This window comes from Hymenobacter qilianensis (assembly GCF_014489555.1).
Classification (GTDB): domain Bacteria; phylum Bacteroidota; class Bacteroidia; order Cytophagales; family Hymenobacteraceae; genus Hymenobacter; species Hymenobacter qilianensis.
Genome location: NZ_CP060784.1, coordinates 3,709,878 through 3,726,843, shown reverse-complemented (window position 1 = coordinate 3,726,843; position 16,966 = coordinate 3,709,878). Strand labels below are relative to the sequence as shown.

Genomic DNA, 16,966 nt, shown 5'->3' with positions numbered 1-16,966 from the left:
CCTACGCTCCTACTTCCGGGGCGGCTTGGCGGGGGCTCAGAGCATGCTCGGCCTGCACCATATTGGTCATTCCCTTCAGCAGGGCATCGGGGGTAAACGAGATGCTGTCAATGCCTTGCTCCACCAGGAACTGAGCAAACGCGGGGTAGTCGCTGGGAGCTTGGCCGCACAGCCCGATGGGTCGGCCGCAGGCTTTGGCCGTCCGAATAACCTGGGCGAGCATGCGAGTTACGGCCTCGTTGTTTTCGTCGAACAGATGGCTCACAATAGCTGAGTCGCGGTCGATGCCCAGGGTAAGCTGGGTGAGGTCGTTGGAGCCGATGGAGAACCCATTGAAGACAGCGGCAAAATCTTCAGCCAGAATAACATTGCTGGGAATTTCAGCCATTACGTACACCTCCAGCCCCTGCTCGCCCCGCTTTAGCCCGAACTCCTCCATGAGGGCCACCACCTGCTTGCCCTCAGCCACGGTGCGGCAGAAAGGCACCATCACTTTCACGTTGGTCAGGCCCCAATCGAGGCGCACCCGCCGCAGCGCTTCGCACTCCAGCCGGAACCCTTCGCGGTACTGCGGACTGTAGTAGCGTGAGGCGCCCCGGAAGCCAAGCATGGGGTTTTCTTCTTCTGGCTCAAACTGCCGACCGCCAACCAGGTTAGCGTACTCGTTGGTTTTGAAGTCGCTGAGGCGTACAATCACTTGGCGCGGGTAAAATGCGGCCGCTACAAACCCGATGGCCTGTGCCAGCTTATCCACGAAGTACTCCGGCTTGCTGGAATAGTGGGTGGTAAGCTGCTCAATTTCCTGACGGGCCGGCGCATCCTGCAGCTTATCAAAATCGACCAGGGCCATGGGGTGAATGCGGATGGCGCTATTAATTACGAACTCCATCCGCATCAGCCCCACGCCCTGGCTGGGGTAACGGGCGAGTTGCAGGGCGCGGTCGGGGTCGGCCAGAATGAGCAGGGGCTTAGTGTGGGGCATTTCCACGCGCTCCAGGTCGATGTCGGTTTCCTGCCAGGCCAGCTTGCCCGCAAACACCTGACCTTCGTCGCCCTCGGCGCAGGAAACCGTGATGAGCTGCCCATCCTGCACTTTTTCGGTGGCATTGAGCGTGCCCACCACGGCCGAGAGGCCCAGTTCCCGCGCCACAATGGCCGCGTGGCTGGTGCGCCCGCCTTTGTTCGTCACAATGACGGCCGCCTTACGCAGCACCGCGTTCCAGTCGGGGCTGGTAATGTCGGTAATCAGGATTTCGCCCGGCTGCAATCGGTGCCCGTCGGCGGGCGAGGCGATAATGCGCGCCACGCCCGTGGCAATCTGATTGCCGACTGCCTTGCCCGTAGCCAGCACCGGGCCTTTCTGGGTCAGGTGGTACTCGTGCAGGCGCAGCGCCTGGCTGCCATGATGAATGGTTTCGGGCCGGGCCTGCACGATGTAGAGCGTATTGGTGAGGCCATCTTTGGCCCACTCAATATCCATGGGCATGCCGTAGTGATCTTCAATGAGCAGACACCAGCGCCCCAGTTCTTCCGCCTCCGCATCAGAGAGCACGAAAGCCGCGCGCTTCTCGGGTGGGGTGTCGGAGTTTTCAATGCCGGTTTGGGCGTAGCGCATAGTCTTGGCTTTGTCGCCCAGCTTGCGGGTTACCAGGGCCCGATGACCGCTCCGCAAAGAGGGTTTGAACAGGTAAAACTCGTCGGGATTCACAGCTCCCTGCACTACATTTTCGCCCAGGCCCCAGCTGCCGGTGAGGTAGATAAGGTTGGCGTGGCCGGTTTCGGGCTCGATAGTAAACGCCACGCCCGCCGAGCCCACATCAGAGCGCACCATCATCTGCACGCCCACCGACAAGGCAACGCGCAGATGATCAAAGCCATTCTGGAGCCGGTACTTGATAGCCCGGTCGTTGAACAGCGACACAAAGCACTTCTGACAAGCCTGCAACACAGCCTCCTCGCCCTGCACATTCAGGAACGAGTCGTGCTGCCCGGCAAAGCTGGCCGTGGGCAGATCTTCGGCCGTGGCACTACTGCGCACGGCCACCGCCAGGCCGCCGGCGTGGCCCGCCGAAAGCTCCCGGTACGCCTGCCCGATGGCCTCCGCCACGCTGGGGGGCATTTTGGCCTGCGTTATCAAGGCCCGCGCCTGGGTGCCCACGGCCGGCAGGTTGGTCAACTCCTTCTCGTCGAGGCTAGCCAGCAGCGCGGTAAGGGGCTGCCGCAGCTGATTTTCATCCAGAAACAGCCAATAGGCGGCGGCCGTGGTGGCAAACCCATTGGGCACATTTATTCCTTTCGGGGTAAGCTGGTTGAAAAGCTCGCCCAGGGAGGCGTTCTTCCCTCCTACCAGCGCCACGTTTTGATTGGTGAGCTCCCGAAAAAACCGCGTGTATGTTTCCTGTGCCATAGTGATAGAGTGCTGGATGGGTAAAAGGGCGTCAAGCTTCATGCAGGCAAAGCTGGCTTCTCCCCGAGTTAATCGTTCATCGTTTTCTGAGTCAGACAATTATCCGGAAAGCAGGCAGCGCGTCTGGGGGGCTTTTTGGCTGACCGATCGGGCGCTTTGATGCGGTGCTTTCAGCTCAAAAATGCTTGATCCGGCACTCGATAAAAATGAGAAATAACATAGCCATTCATGATCTTCATCACTCCTTGCCCGGCCCAGGCTTTCGGGTTGCGGGCAGGGAGCACTTTATCAGAGAGCAGGCAGCACCAGCACGGGCAACTCGCTGTGCATCAGCACCTGGGCCGTGACGCTGCGGTGAAACAGCTGCCCCAGAAAGTTGCGGCGCCGAGAGATGACTACGATCATGTCAAACTCCTTCGCATTGGCTTCCTCCAAAATGCCCTGTGCAGGGTTGCGGCTACTGATGGTGCGAATTTCGATCGGCGTCGCTTCCAGCTTCAGACCGGTGCGCACTACCGTTTCCAGGGTCGTGGGGGCTTTTTGTCGTAGTCGGAGTGGGCGGCTACGTACAGCACCGTGAGCGAAGCCATGAGCTCGGCCAGCAGCCGGTGGACAACGCCGGCGTGTTCACCCAAATCAAAAGCCTGACCATCAACCGCTAACAGCAGGCGCGAGGGCGGCGCGCTGCTCACTACCGTGTGGGGCACCAGCAGCATGGGGTAAGGGGCGGCCCGCAGAATATCCAGGGACGTAGTTTCCACCATTTCGGCGGGGGTGGTAGAATAATCGGGCCGGCCCAGCACGATTAGTTCGGGATGGTGCCGACTGACGGCATCGGCCACGGCGGCAGCCACCCGCCCGTAGCCTACCTCAGCCACTACCGGCACGGCCAGCTGGCGCGCTACACTGCTCATAGCCAGCGAAATAGCTTCCCTACTAAGGTTGGACAACTCTCCCCTCATCATTTCAGGGTCCAGCACGGAGTTGCGGCGCACGTGCAGCAGCACCAGCCGGGCCCCAAGCGGATCGGCCAGATTGGTGGCGTAGTCGAGCGCCCGGTTGGCCGCCTGAAAGAAATCGGTCAGAATGAGCAGGGAAGGAACCATGAGCAGGAGCGGCTAGAAAGTAAAGCTACTGGCAAGAAACCATCAGGCCGGCAGCATCGCTATGCGCCGCATCCGCCTGTGCGCTTGATTTTTATCATGCGATGACTACCATGGTCGTCATGTACCTGAGAGAGTAATATATATAATTTTACGAACATATTCTTGGCTAATTATCAGCACCTACTTCTAAAAAAGGGCATTCCTACAAACCCAAATTGATTATGGCTATAAATGAAAACAAGCCGTGGCTGCTGGTATCGGGGGTGCTGGCGGCCGCTGCCGCTGGGTTTGGCGTTGGCCGTGCCCTGGTAGGGCGCCAATTACGCCAGGATGCGCGGCGCCTCCTGCGCAATTCCACCGACGTAACCACCAGCATCTACCACGAAACGCAGCTGGCTGATTTGCCGGCGCCGGTGCAGCGCTACTTCCGCCACGTGCTGCCCAACGGCCAGCCCTACCTGCGCTCCGTACGGCTGCGGCATACGGGCCAGTTTAAAACCTCACTGGATGGCGACTGGGGGGCAATTTCGGGGCAAGAATACCTCACTGCCGATCCGCCGGGCTTCATCTGGCAGGGCACCACCACCCTCTTTGCTGCCCGGGATGAATATGTAGCCGGGCGCGGCCAGCTGCTCGTGCGCCTGTTTGGGTTGGCACCGGTCATGTGCGGTCGCGGCCCGCGCTACGACCGGGCAGAGCTGATGCGCTGGCTGGGTGAGCTTGCCTGGCTCCCTACTGCCCTGCTGCCCAGCGAGCGGGTTAGCTGGATGGCTCAGGACGAGCACTCCGCTACGCTCACCTTCACGTATCAGGGGCAGGCAATTTCGTACCTGGTGCGCTTTAATGAGCGCAATGAGCTAGTGCAATGCGAAGCCGAACGCTACCAGAGCGACACCGCCGCCCTGCCCTGGGTGGGGCGTTTCGCCGAGTATCAAACCATACGCGGTGTGCGGGTGCCTACGCAGGCAGAGGCGAGCTGGATAGTAGATGGCCAGCCCCGGCCCTACGCCAGATTTCAGCTCCTGGAGCTGGAGTATAACCAAACGGACGCCTACTAGCTACTCGCCAAACCACCACCAGCGCCGGGGCTCGCGGCCGGGTAACAGCTTGAATTTCACGACGGCGTGATGCTCAATGTGGGCCAAGGCTTCCTCCACCGAGTCGGTGAAGGTGAGCAGCCGCACATCGGCGGGCGCTATCATGCCGTGCTCCTCCATTTGGGTAAGCAGCTCCAGCAGGGGCTGCCAGTAGTCGCGGCCCACCACTACCACCGGAAAATCAAGAATCTTCTTGTTTTGGATAAGCGTCAGGGCTTCAAACAGCTCATCGAGGGTGCCGAGGCCGCCGGGCATGATTACAAAGGCGTAGGAATACTTGACCAGCAGCACTTTGCGCACAAAAAAGTAGCGGCAGCTCAGCCACGTATCCAGGTAGGGGTTGTGATGCTGCTCCTCGGGCAGCTCAATATTGCACCCCACGGAGGGGCCGCCCATATCGCGGGCGCCCCGGTTGGCGGCCTCCATAATGCCCGGCCCACCACCCGTAAGCACCGTAAATCCTTGCTGGCTAAGGCCCGCGCCCAACTCCCGGGCCAGCTCATAAAACGGCGAGCCTGCGGTTACTCTGGCGGAGCCAAACACGGATACGCACGGCCCCACGAAGTGCAGCACCCGAAAGCCGCGCAAAAACTCCCGCACCACCGTCCACATAAAGCGCAGCTCGCTGCGGCGGCTCCGCGGGCCCGCCAAAAACCGTCGTTCGGCCCGCACAGCAGACCTGGCAGAAGTGGTGTCGGATGGCATAGACAAGAAGTTAATGTTGAGGATACCCACCAGGACCCTGCGCCTTGTCCGCCCGCCTTGTTGGGTAGGCGCACCGGGGAAAGGCAAACATGATATAAATCAGATACTAAGCTAATTTACATCATGGCTTTATGCTTTCGAAAAGTGGATGTTTATAGTATCATTTTTTCCACCCGGGGCCAGCGCGCTGTGCCCCACTTTCGCTACCCTCATGAACTCTTTCCTTCTCATCCTGCCCATTTTTCTCCTGACGGCCCTGGCCCTGATGAGCTCCTACCTGCGCGGCAGTCATAAAGCTTCGGCCTAACCGCCGGCGCTACGTAGCCCCGACGAAATGCCCCCAGACCCCGGATACGCTGTCTTATTCTTTCCTAATATCTGCCGGCCATGAATCCTTCACTTGTTGTCCTGACCGATTTCTTTGACCTCACAAACCGGGCTCTCACGTATGCGGCGGGCCTGGCAGTGCCCCTGGAGGCACATTTGGTGCTCCTGCACCTGCGCCAGGATGGGCCGCTCTCGCCGGAGGAGTTCCGCAGCCGTCGGTCCCGGAGGGCGGAGCGCCAAACCACCCACCAGCTTGAGCAGCTGGCCGCCACCCAGCCAGTGCCTGCTGAAGTAGCCATCTCCGATGAATTTCTGCCTGATGCAGTGCAGGAAATGGTGCAGCGTCATCATCCGCTTCTGCTGGTGCTGGGCCGGCCGACGCCGGCCACCCTGCCGCCGGAAATTGTGACCAGCACCGCCATGGACTTGCTGCGCCACGAGCCTCATCCCCTGCTGATTGTGCCGGCGAATGGGGCCGATACGCTCCCGCCGCGCCGCATGCTCCTGGCCGTCGACGGGGAGCCGTTTCACCTGGTGGAGCATCAGGATGTGATGCGCCGGCTGCTGCACGCAACCCAAGGCACGCTGGATGTGGTGCACGTAACCGACGACGAGCACATGAGGCCGGATACCGCCACTATCCAGCGCACCATTCAGGATACCAACCTGCTGCCGGCCTTGCCGGAAACCAAGGTGCATGAGGTATATCAGCCTTCCCTGGTGGGGGGCATTTTGCAGGAAGCCGCCCGCCAAAAAACCGACCTGCTGGTAGTAGTAGCCCGCCGCCACAGTCTGCTGGGCGGCTTGTTTCACCAGAGCATCACGGCTCAGCTTATTGAGGAAAGCCCGATTCCACTGCTGATTTTGCCCGCCCAGGACTAAAGCCCCCAGCCGCGGCTGTTTTCGGTTTCTTGCCACTTATTGTACTTGTATATGCCTGATATGAGCCCGTCTATCGTTGTGCTAGCTAATCTGTCGGCGGCCTCGGAACATGCCGCCCGGTATGCCGCCGTGCTGAGTGAGCCGCTTCAGGCGCGCCTCATCCTGCTGCATCAGTACCGCGAGGCAACTCCCGACCCCGAACTGGTGACCATGACCGCAACCGATACTTACCGCAGTCAGGCAGACATGGACGCCGCCTTGCAGCGCCTGACCCGGCAGTTGCCCGCGACCACCCAAATTGTGACGTCCACCCACGCGGAAGTAGAGATGGTGGCGGAGGCCGTGGAACGCTACCACCCGCTCCTGCTGGTGATGGGCACGCACACCGACACCAGCCTGCTGGACCTGCTGTGGCAAAACCAAGTACTGCGCGACACGCACTGGCCCTTGCTGATAGTGCCGGAAGCGGCCACCACCACGCAGGTTCCGCGCCGCATCGCGCTGGCAGTCGATGCCGATCCTTTTGTGCTGAACCCCGCCAGCCGGGCCATGGCGCCCTTGCTGGCGTCCTGGCAAGCTGCGTATACCGTGTTGCACGCCGAAGCGCCGAATGAGCGGCAGGCATTTCCGGGCCAGCGGGCCCTAGCAAATGTGCGCCTGAGCCAGCTGCTTCCGCCCGCCACGGCCCTGGAGCTGTACGAGGAAAAAAGTCTGCCGCCCGCCGAAGGCATTATGCAGGCCGTGTCAGATGTTCAGGCCGATTTGCTGGTGCTCATCGTCCGGCCGCATAGTTTTCTGGGGCAGCTGTTCCACTTTAGCGTCACGGCCCAAGTGCTGCGCCAAAGCCCGATACCGGTGCTACTGCTCCCCGCGCAAGGCCCCAGTACGCCGAGCTGGCTGGGGCGCCTCACCTGAAAGCGCTGGCCCGCGAACCTTGCGTCCGGCTGGGCTTGCTGGTCGCTTATCTGGCTTTCTCATCACGGCTCGCAACAAGCAAAAAAAGCCCCCCAGCCATAAGGCTGGGGGCTTTTTTTGGGTAGTCTGGCCTGCAAAACGCTACCTCTTCAATGGCGGGCACTATGTGAGAATGATTACCCAAGGAGATGATTTAGATCATAGACTCTGGGTTCAGGCTTCAATATATTGTAAATGTGATGTTGTCCGGAACACCATATCTCTTCTGCTCTCCAATTCGCTGCCACCCTTATCCCAGATGCCATGCGCCAGGTACGTCCCATTCGTCCGCTTTCCCCTTTTAAACCCTGGTTGATGCCGTCTGCTTCGAGTGAAAAGGCGCAGGTAGCCCGCCCGGCCACGCACTCGGCTGAGTCGATAGTGGAGCCCTGGATTCCCTTTGAGGAGTCGCTGCTCGATGTAAGCCTGACTTTTCTGGGCGCCGCGCATTGCGTTACGGGCTCCAAGTACCTGCTGACCCTGGACAAAGGCCCCAAGCGGCGGCAGCTGATGATAGATTGCGGGCTGTTTCAGGGCCTGAAAGAGCTGCGCCTGCGCAACTGGGAGCCGCTGCCGCTGCCCGTTCCCGATCTGGAGGCCGTGGTGCTTACCCACGCCCACATCGATCATAGCGGCTACCTGCCCCGACTGGTGCGTGAGGGGTTCCGGGGGGCAATTTTCTGCACCGATGCCACCGCCGATCTGCTCGAGATAATGCTGCTCGACTCGGCCAAGCTACAGGAAGAAGAGGCCGTATACGCCAACGCCAAAGGCTACTCCAAGCACCACCCCGCCGAGCCGCTGTATACCACCGCCGACGCGCGGCAAGTGCTTACGCTCCTGCGCTCAGTGCCCTACGATCTGCCCGTGGAGGTCACCGATCAGGTGCAGGTGGTGTTCCGCGACGCGGGCCATATTCTGGGCTCCGCCATTGCCGAGATGACCGTAAAAGGGCTTCAGCAATCGAAAAAGCTGGTTTTTTCCGGCGACCTGGGCCGCTACGACAATCCCGTATTATTCGACCCGACGCCCATTGAAACGGCCGATGTGCTGCTGGTAGAGTCTACGTACGGCGACCGGGACACCCGCATTCAGGACCCCGAGCAGGAGCTGGCCCGGCTGGTAAATGAGGCGCTGGGGCGCGGGGGCGTACTGCTCATTGCGGCTTTTGCCGTGGGCCGCACCCAAACCCTGCTTTACTACCTCAAAAAACTCCGGCAGGAAGGCCGCGTGCCCACGGTGCCCATCTACGTCGACAGCCCCATGGGCATCCGCGTCACGTCTCTTTTTCAGCACCATGCCGGGGCACACCGGCTGGGCGAGAACAACCCGTTTTATTTTGAGAACCTGACGTTTGTGAGCGAGCAGCAGCAGTCGAAAGCTCTGAATCAGCTGATGGGTTCGGCTATCATCATCTCGTCGAGCGGTATGCTTACGGGCGGGCGCATTATCCATCACCTGTATCATCGGCTGCCCCGGCCCAGGACACGCTTTTGCTGGTGGGCTACCAGGCCGAAGGCACCCGGGGCCGCGACCTGCAAGACGGCGCTCCGCAGATCAAGATGTTTGGGCAATGGGTGCCCGTGCACTGCCACGTGGCCGAGCTCGACGGCTTCTCGGCCCACGCCGACCGCTCGGAGCTGCTGCGCTGGCTGCGCAATTTCAAAAAGCCCCCAAGCGCACTTTCGTGGTACATGGCGAGCCCGCAGCAGCTAACTCCCTGGCGGAGAGTATGCGTCACGACTTAAAATGGTCTTCGGTAATCGTGCCCGAATACCGGGAATCGGCCAAGCTGTTCACAGGAATCTAGGCGCAGTATGCTGGTCTAACCTCTGGCAAAATATGATTTATGCAATAAAATTTAGGATGATTAAAATCAAGACTTACGGTGACGAAGGCCATTCTTTAGTGGGCCTCCAATCCCGAATTTTACCCTGTAATCGCCCTTAACAGCGAAGTATTCACTGCCTCATTTCTGCGCTATGATCACACCCGCTTTTTGGTTCTGGCTCCTCTTCCTCACGCTGACCGGCATCGTCTGGCACCAGCGTCAGGCTTCGCACGATTCTTCCACGGCGAGCTAACAGCTTGCATTTCATCACTTTCCCCATGAATATGCATTCCCTCCCTGATCTGGATACGCCAGCCCGGCGCCAGCAGCTTGTCAGCCAGTTTATGGATCGGCTGGCTAATGATGAAGTGCTGAGCTCGGTTTTTGGCAACCCCATGAACGCCTACAGCCGCAGCGCGGCCCAGCAGGAGCATCTGGCGTGGTGGGAAGCTGCGCTGGCGGGTGAATGCTATCAGGGCCGGCCGTTGCGGGCCACCCATGTGCATCCCTACATCGGCCCGCTGTATGAGCGTTGGTGCCGGCTGCTGAAATACACCTTTGACCACAATTTTGAGGGGCCCGAAGCCACCGCCGCTCAGGGCCACGTGCTCAATCTGGCCACCATGCTCGCGCACTGGCAGCTGGCTCAACAGCATAGCTATCGGGATGGCTATATCACGCATGACAACACCACGACCAAGGCGCTGGCGGCCGCTTAGCGCCTGCGTACGTCGCGTATTTGTTCCCCACAAAAGCCCCCCAGCGTTATTTTAAGCCAGTTTTAAACCTGTCTGTCACGTCTATCAGCTCGCCACCATGACATCTCCTATCGTTGTTCTGACCGATTTCTTCGCCGTTTCCAACCGCGCTCTTTCCTACGCCGCTGGCTTGGCGTTGCCCTTGCAGTCGCAGCTGGTGCTGCTGCACGTGCGCCACGACGGGCTGCTTTCGCCCGAAGAGTACACCAACCGCGGAGCCCACCACAATGAGCGCGAAACCCTCGAAGCGCTGACGAAGCTGGCCAGCAGCCAACCCGTGCCTACTCAGGTGGAAATTTCGGAAGGCTACCTGCCCGATGCCGTGACGGAGGCCGTGCGCCAGCATCATCCGCAGCTGCTGGTGCTGGGGCGGCCGGGCACAGCGGTTATGCCGGCCGAAGGCATCGTTAATGCGGCCATGGATCTGCTGCGCCATGTGCCCCACCCGCTGCTCACGGTGCCCACCGTGGGCTGGGACACTTTTCCACCGCGCCGCTTACTGTTAGCCGTTGATGGCGAGGATTTTATGCTGTATGAAAACCAGGATATCCTCCAGCACCTCTTGCTCTCGTTGCAGGCCACGCTCACCATTATCCACGTAACGGACCAAAAAGACCCCGGCGCGGCCGCCGGCCAGGATGCCTTGCACAGTGTGCGGAAAAGCGGTCTGCTATCGGTGAAAGAAACTGACCCGGTTCGCATCGTGTACCACACCAGCGTGGCGGAGGGAATTTTGCAGGGCGCGGCCGAGCTGGAGGCCGATCTGCTGGTCGTGATTGCGCGGCGCCATAGTCTGCTCGGCGGCCTGTTTCATCGCAGCGTTACGGCCCAGATTATCGGCGAAAGCCCTATTCCGGTTCTGCTGATTCCGGCTATGGATTAGTTCACGCCGCACCCACGTCGCCTAACAACCGGTACTGCCATGGGCATTTCCCTGATTGTGCTCACCAACTTTTACCCGGCTGCCCTGCGGGCCCTGCACTATGCCGATGCATTGGCTTGCGCCCAGGGCGGCCGACTGGTGCTGCTGCACGTAAACCGCTCTTCCCTCTACGACCTCTATATGTTTGCCGGGGAAGGCTGGCGGCGCCAGGAGCTTGACCGGGATGCCGACACGGCGACTTTGCTGGAGCGACTGGCCACACAGCTGCACACCCCGGCTACCGTGGAGCTGGCCACCGATCTGCTGCCGGAAGTGGCGCACGATCTGGTGACCCGCTATCCGTCAGGCCTGTTCGTGGTAGGATTGCCGGCGGCCAATCACGCATCGCCCGAGCAGTTGAGTGCCACCACCCTCGATCTGCTGCGGGCAGCGCAGTTTCCGGTGCTGGTCGTGCCCGACGCTACCCCGGCCGCGGTCCAGCCGCGCCGCGTGATGATAGCCGTGGATCAGGAGAACTTTGTGCTCGCCAACGCCGGCGCCGTCATTGAGCTGCTCCAAAACATAAAAGCGGAGGTAACGGTCGTGCACGTAACTGCTCTGGAAGACGATGCCGGCTGCGCCCGCGCGCTGATGCACGTGCAGGCAAGCGGCCTAACCAAGGGCGTCCGGTCGGTGGACTTACGCGGCTTTCTCCACTCCGATCCGGCGGTGGGCGTGCTCGAAGCCATTACCCAGGTCAGCCCCGACTTAGTGGTGGTGCTGTCGCGGTCGCGCAACTACCTTGGGGGGCTTTTTCACCACAGCGTCACGGCCCACATCATTGCCCGCAGTCCGGTGCCAGTGCTGGTGTTGCCCGTAAACTAGTCGGTGGCTTCGCGCTAATTACTATTATAACGGTGTGCTTGACAGGGCGATTTAAGAGTCCCCCTCTACTCGTTAAAGCGCGAACCACAGTTCTCAAAAGCTGCTTTTTAGCTAGATTGGAGTACGCTTCGGACCAGGGGTTCCACTGTGCTCGTTGCTTACTCCTTACTCTATGCAGCAAGCCACCATCAACAGCGTACCACCCCTTACTGACTCAGCCACGTCGCCGACTACTGGCCTCACTGAGGCGGAAGCCCAGCGGCGGTTGAGTATTTATGGCCCCAACACCGTAGAAACGGCCGTACAGGAAAGCTGGGCGCGGGTATTGCTGCGCCAGTTCAAGAGCATGATTGTGGCCGTTTTGGGTGGCGCGGCTGTCTTTTCCTTTGCGTTTCAGGACTTTGCCGAAGGTTACGCCATCCTGGCCGTTATTCTCATTAACGCCCTGATTGGCTTCTGGCTGGAGTGGAATGCGCAGGCGTCTATGATAGCCCTGCGCCGCATGGGCGCAACCAGCGCCCGGGTGCTGCGCGATGGGCAGGTGCGCGCCATTCCGGCTGATGATATTACGATGGGCGATGTGCTGCTGGTGGAAGCCGGCGAGGTAGTAGCCGCCGACGCCCAGCTTTTCGACGCCCAGCAGTTGCAAGTCAACGAGTCGGCCCTCACTGGCGAATCGATGCCGGTCAGCAAGCAGTTGGAACCTACCGACCCGGCGGCGCACCTCGCCGAGCAGACCAACCACTTATTTAAGGGCACGGCCGTAGTCAATGGCACGGGCCGGGCCTTTGTAACCGGTGTGGGGGGCAAAACGCAGCTGGGCACCATCGCCCAGCTGGTGCAGGAGGCCAAGCACACCGCTACGCCGCTGGAAGCCAAGCTGAATAAGCTGGCGCGGCAGTTGGTTTTTATCACTTTCGGGCTGGCTACGCTGTTTGTAGTGGGGGGCTGCTGGAAGGAAAATCGGTTTATGTGCTGTTCAAAACGGCTATTGTGCTGGCCGTGGCAGCTATTCCGGAGGGCATGTCCATTGTGGCTACGCTGGCGCTGGCCTATGGCATGCTGCGTCTGGCCGAGCGCAAAGTGCTGGTAAAGCGGTTAGCGGCCGTGGAAACGCTCGGCGGCACCGACGTCATCTTCACGGACAAAACGGGCACGCTCACCCAGAATCAGATGGCCGTGCACACCATCTGGCTTCCCGAGGGCCGCGTGGAAGTGAAGCCCGACGCCGCCGAAATTGAACCGGCACTGCTCAGCAGCGACACCTTTCAGAAGCTGCTGCGTGTGGCTGCGCTTTGCAATAATGCCACTTACTCGCACACCGATCCGGATACCGCCCTGGGCGACCCGCTGGAAGTAGCCCTGCTGACCTTTGCCCATACCAGCCGCTTCGATGTACCCGGCGCGCACGCCACCGCCAACCGCCTGGCGGAGCAGCCCTTCAACTCCGATACCCGCCTGATGGCCACGGTGCATGAGCACCCTGATGGGCAGGTGTGGGTGGCCGTAAAAGGGGCTGCCGAAGAAGTATTGCGCAGCTGCACCTATCTGGAAATGCCCCCCAGCGGCCCTCAGCCTCTTAGCGCGGAACAGCGGGCTCAATACCTGCTCCACGCCGAAGAGCTGGCCCGAAGCGGGCTGCGGACGCTGGGCTTCGCTTACCGGCTGTTGCCCGATGAGCACCAATCCGACTGGACCAATGAGCTGGTGTGGCTGGGGATAGTTGCTTTTCTGGATCCGCCCCGACCCGAAGTAATTCCGGCGCTGGCTTCCTGCCAACAAGCTGGTATCCGGGTGATTATGGTAACCGGCGACCACCCAGCTACTGCCCTCACCGTTGCCCATCAGGTGGGCCTGACTACCGACAAGGAAGCCATTGCCATCACTGGCGCGGAGCTACCCAGCTTGTTTTCGGACCCCGATGGTGAGGGAGGCCGACTGGCGCACACCGCCGTATTTGCCCGTGTAAGCCCCGCGCAAAAGCTGGATTTGATCAGCCTATATCAGCAGCACGGCCACATCGTAGCCATGACCGGCGACGGCGTAAATGACGCGCCGGCCCTTAAAAAAGCAGATATCGGGGTGGCCATGGGCCTGCGGGGCACGCAGGTAGCCAGTGAGGCGGCCGCCCTGGTGTTGCGCGATGATTCGTTCGCGTCCATCGTGGCGGCGGTGGAGCAGGGTCGCATCATCTTTACCAACATCCGGCGCTTTGTGCTGTATCTGGTTTCCTGCAATCTGAGCGAGATTCTGGTAGTGACGGCGGCTGGTTTGCTGGGGGCTGGCCTGGGGCTGCTGCCGCTGCAAATCCTGTTTTTGAACCTGCTTACCGACGTGTTCCCGGCGCTGGCGCTGGGCGTGGGCAAAGGTAGTTCGCGAGTGATGCAGCACCCGCCGCGCGATCCGCAGGGCCCCATCATGCGCCCCGGCGACTGGCGACTGGCCGTTGCCTACGCGGCCCTGATGACCGTGGTATTGCTGGGCAGCTATTACATTGCCCGTCAGTACTATGGGGTAGCAGAAGAAGTCGGCAACAATCTTCTGTTTTATGGCCTGGCCGGGGCGCAGCTGCTGCACGTGTTCAACATGGCCGGTATTGCTACGCCCTTGAGACACAACGACGTGTTGCGCAACCGCTACGTGTGGCTGGCCCTGGCCCTGTGCACGGGTCTGCTGCTGCTGACTTACTTCCTGCCGCTGCTGCGCAATCTGCTGGGCATTCAGCCCCTGAGCACCTCCCTGCTTGTACTGATTCTGGCCCCGGCTGTGCTGGTGCTGGTACTGGGCCAACTACTTGGATGGCTGCTGCATAGGGGGCAAAATGCAGAGAAATTGCGCAGGCAGCCGGCCGCCCAACCCTAGCGATTGTGATACAGCAGCAGGGTCAGCAAGCCATAGATGAGCACTATACTGAGGGCCCCCGGTGACAACCGAAGAACCTGACCAGGGTGCGGCAACAGGCTCATAATACTGAGAGCCGTCAGGATAATACCCCCCATCACTGTGAGCAGATGGCTGGTGCTTACGTGCGCGATAATTGGGCCGGACAGAAAGGCCATATCACTCAGGCTCAGAACAAATAGATTAAATAAGTTGCTGCCAAATAAGTTGCCCAGCGCCATATCGATGCTGCCCAGCCGCACTGCCGCCAGCGACACCACGATTTCGGGCAGGGAAGTGGTAATGGCCAGAAAAAATGAACCGAAGAAGCTTTCGCCCAAACCGCTGGCCTCGGCCAGATGCTCGCTAAAATAAGGGAGCGCCAGCGCGCTGAGCACCACCAGTCCGGCGTGCAGAAGCAGCTGAAGCACCACCGGTTGCAGCTTAGTATCGGCTTTAAATGCGGCGGGGCCTGCTTCCGATGCGGGTGCGGTGGTGTTTCCGTATTGAAAAATGCTATACATCGACAGGAAGTACAGCAGCGCCAGCACCACGCTGTAGCCGCCCATCCAGCCCAAGGTTCCGAAGGCTTCCGGGGCAAGAAAGCCTACTCCTACCACGCTCAGCATCAGCACACCCAGAGAGGCGGAAAGCGTGTGTTCCGCACTCACCGGCAGCCGCAACGCCCGCTGGGGGGCAAATAAATACACCCAGGCCAGAATCAGAATATTGAAGGCGCAGCTGCCCAGAATGTTGCCCATGGCCAGGTCAGGAGCGCCCACGATGGCTACCGCGCTGATGCTGGTAAGCAGCTCCGGCAACGACGTAACCGATGCCAGCAGCACCAGGCCCAGCCACGCCCGACTGATACCGGTTAGGATAGCAAGCTGATCGCCGTATTTCGACAGCTTCGTACCGCTTACGACAATGATGCCGGTGCAAAACAGAAAACCCAGAATGTCAGTGGCCAGATTCAGCATGCGGGCAGCTATTGAAGTAAGAATAACAGAGGCGAAACCGAGTTTTTCCGGTTGCTCGGGGCTTCAATTTCCCCAGAAAAGCCCCCACGAGCATGTCGGCACCAGCCGGCCAGCCTGGTCCGTAAACATCGCTGTGACCACCGAAACCTGCCATGACTTACCTCACCTTACTGCCTGAGTGGGATCATGGCATTACCTCTCCATTTGTGTACAGCTTTGCTTATACTTAACATCCGACACTGTATGACTGGTGGCGGCCTGTTTACCCTTCACGCTCCGCACTGTAGGCCCACTCTTCCCAACGCTAAGCCTTCACCACGGATAACAGCTTCTCTCATGATGGATACTCCCCCAAAGCCTGCTACTTCCGCCGAGCCGACGGCCGCTGACAGCACGACTATCACCTTCATTGTGCTGACCAGTTTTTTCCCTGAAAGCAGGCGGGCGGTGCAGTTTGCGAACGAATTGGCCGCGCCGCTCGGGGCCCGGCTGGTGCTGCTGCACTCCAATCATCGGGGTCTGCTGCGGAAAACCAGCAAAGCCCCGGCAGATCAGCAATCCACCGTATACCTGGAGCAGGCGCTGCAGGAAATGGCCGCCGGCCTGGATTCGCCGACCACCATCGAGTTAGCCACCGATCTTTTTCCCGCTGTCATCAACGACCTGGCCCGGCGCTACCATCCGGCGCTGTTTGTGCTGGGTCGCCCCCATGCGGAGCGCGCCGACTTCGATCTGGGGGCCGCCACGCTGGATGTGCTCCGCAATGTGGAGCTGCCGCTGCTGTTGGTGCCCCAATCCTACACGGGTCCGGCCGCTCCGCAGCACGTGGCAATTGCCGCTGATGCCGAGGCCTTTGCGCTACCGCCTCATGCGCTGGCGCCCCACATTCTGCACAAGCTGCGGCCCCAGCGCACCACGGTTATCACGGCAGCCGCTATGCAAAATGATATGGCCTGCGCCTCGGCCCTGCATTATGTGGGCAACAGCGGCCTACTACCCACCGACGGGCCCCGACTTTCAGTGGAAGGCTATTATGCCATTCACCCCGATTTAGGCATTCTGGAAGCGCTGGCTTCCACCAAGGCCGACTGTCTGATTCTGCTGGCCCGGCGGCGCAGTGTGCTGGGGGGCTTTTTTCACCGTAGCATCACCAGTCAGCTGCTGATGCGCAGCCCGGTGCCCGTGCTGGTAGTGCCAGCCATCGATGGCTAAAGCCCCGACGCACGGCCACTTTGCTGAGGCAAGTGATGCATTGTGCAATCATTCGCGCAGCTGTAAAAAAGCCCCCGGTA

At 60.3% G+C, this 16,966-nt stretch carries 14 protein-coding genes and 2 pseudogenes; 11 read left to right on the top strand and 5 right to left on the bottom strand.

Annotated elements, in window-relative coordinates; all coding sequences use genetic code 11:
- Nucleotide 1: 1 nt before the first annotated feature.
- The 3 genes from ppsA to H9L05_RS16755 form a co-directional block, all read right to left on the bottom strand.
- Nucleotides 2–2,407, bottom strand: a complete 2,406-nt coding sequence (gene ppsA, locus H9L05_RS16765) for a phosphoenolpyruvate synthase (protein ID WP_223284521.1) — start codon at nucleotides 2,405–2,407, stop codon at nucleotides 2–4.
- A 288-nt stretch (nucleotides 2,408–2,695) separates the two neighbouring features.
- Entirely contained in the window at nucleotides 2,696–2,920 is a 225-nt protein-coding gene (locus H9L05_RS16760) for a universal stress protein (RefSeq protein ID WP_187731896.1), read from the bottom strand.
- Nucleotides 2,920–3,513 carry a universal stress protein gene (locus H9L05_RS16755; protein ID WP_187731895.1) on the bottom strand — a complete coding sequence of 198 codons (594 nt, stop codon included), beginning with the start codon at nucleotides 3,511–3,513 and terminating at the stop codon, nucleotides 2,920–2,922. The genes H9L05_RS16760 and H9L05_RS16755 overlap by 1 nt, the downstream gene beginning before the upstream one ends.
- A gap of 221 nt (nucleotides 3,514–3,734) precedes the next feature.
- Here H9L05_RS16755 and H9L05_RS16750 point away from each other — a divergent pair, with 221 nt between their 5' ends.
- Nucleotides 3,735–4,571 carry a DUF6544 family protein gene (locus tag H9L05_RS16750; RefSeq protein ID WP_187731894.1) on the top strand — a complete coding sequence of 279 codons (837 nt, stop codon included), beginning with the start codon at nucleotides 3,735–3,737 and terminating at the stop codon, nucleotides 4,569–4,571.
- On the opposite strand, the gene H9L05_RS16745 is transcribed toward H9L05_RS16750, so the two are convergent.
- Nucleotides 4,572–5,315 carry an LOG family protein gene (locus tag H9L05_RS16745; RefSeq protein ID WP_187731893.1) on the bottom strand — a complete coding sequence of 248 codons (744 nt, stop codon included), beginning with the start codon at nucleotides 5,313–5,315 and terminating at the stop codon, nucleotides 4,572–4,574. It lies immediately after the preceding gene.
- 387 nt (nucleotides 5,316–5,702) lie between these two features.
- Here H9L05_RS16745 and H9L05_RS16740 point away from each other — a divergent pair, with 387 nt between their 5' ends.
- From H9L05_RS16740 to H9L05_RS16705, 9 genes and pseudogenes are all read left to right on the top strand, one after another.
- Nucleotides 5,703–6,524: a universal stress protein gene (locus tag H9L05_RS16740; protein ID WP_187731892.1), complete on the top strand. Its 822-nt coding sequence runs from the start codon at nucleotides 5,703–5,705 to the stop codon at nucleotides 6,522–6,524.
- Between the two features lie 51 nt (nucleotides 6,525–6,575).
- Complete coding sequence (locus tag H9L05_RS16735) at nucleotides 6,576–7,439, top strand: universal stress protein (protein ID WP_187731891.1); 864 nt, start codon at nucleotides 6,576–6,578, stop codon at nucleotides 7,437–7,439.
- Between the two features lie 303 nt (nucleotides 7,440–7,742).
- Nucleotides 7,743–8,906, top strand: a pseudogene (locus tag H9L05_RS16730) (MBL fold metallo-hydrolase); the annotation flags it as partial.
- A gap of 134 nt (nucleotides 8,907–9,040) precedes the next feature.
- Nucleotides 9,041–9,288: pseudogene (locus tag H9L05_RS24040) on the top strand (MBL fold metallo-hydrolase RNA specificity domain-containing protein).
- Nucleotides 9,289–9,593: 305 nt separating this feature from the next.
- Complete coding sequence (locus H9L05_RS16725) at nucleotides 9,594–10,028, top strand: globin family protein (RefSeq protein ID WP_187731890.1); 435 nt, start codon at nucleotides 9,594–9,596, stop codon at nucleotides 10,026–10,028.
- Nucleotides 10,029–10,125: 97 nt separating this feature from the next.
- Nucleotides 10,126–10,950 (top strand): universal stress protein, encoded by an 825-nt coding sequence (locus tag H9L05_RS16720; protein WP_187731889.1) that lies wholly within the window; start codon nucleotides 10,126–10,128, stop codon nucleotides 10,948–10,950.
- 39 nt (nucleotides 10,951–10,989) lie between these two features.
- Nucleotides 10,990–11,814 (top strand): universal stress protein, encoded by an 825-nt coding sequence (locus H9L05_RS16715; RefSeq protein WP_187731888.1) that lies wholly within the window; start codon nucleotides 10,990–10,992, stop codon nucleotides 11,812–11,814.
- A gap of 172 nt (nucleotides 11,815–11,986) precedes the next feature.
- Nucleotides 11,987–12,907 carry an HAD-IC family P-type ATPase gene (locus H9L05_RS16710; protein WP_223284519.1) on the top strand — a complete coding sequence of 307 codons (921 nt, stop codon included), beginning with the start codon at nucleotides 11,987–11,989 and terminating at the stop codon, nucleotides 12,905–12,907.
- Nucleotides 12,790–14,676, top strand: coding sequence for a cation-translocating P-type ATPase (locus tag H9L05_RS16705; RefSeq protein WP_223284970.1), 1,887 nt, complete (start codon nucleotides 12,790–12,792; stop codon nucleotides 14,674–14,676). Before H9L05_RS16710 ends, H9L05_RS16705 begins: the two co-directional genes overlap by 118 nt.
- Here H9L05_RS16705 and H9L05_RS16700 read toward each other — a convergent pair.
- Entirely contained in the window at nucleotides 14,673–15,674 is a 1,002-nt protein-coding gene (locus tag H9L05_RS16700; protein WP_187731886.1) for a sodium:calcium antiporter, read from the bottom strand. The two genes, H9L05_RS16705 and H9L05_RS16700, sit on opposite strands and share 4 nt — an antisense overlap.
- Nucleotides 15,675–16,010: 336 nt before the next feature.
- On the opposite strand from H9L05_RS16700, the gene H9L05_RS16695 reads away from it, so the two are divergent.
- A complete protein-coding gene (locus H9L05_RS16695) occupies nucleotides 16,011–16,886 on the top strand; it encodes a universal stress protein (protein WP_187731885.1) in 876 nt (291 codons plus the stop codon).
- The last annotated feature ends 80 nt before the right edge of the window (nucleotides 16,887–16,966 follow it).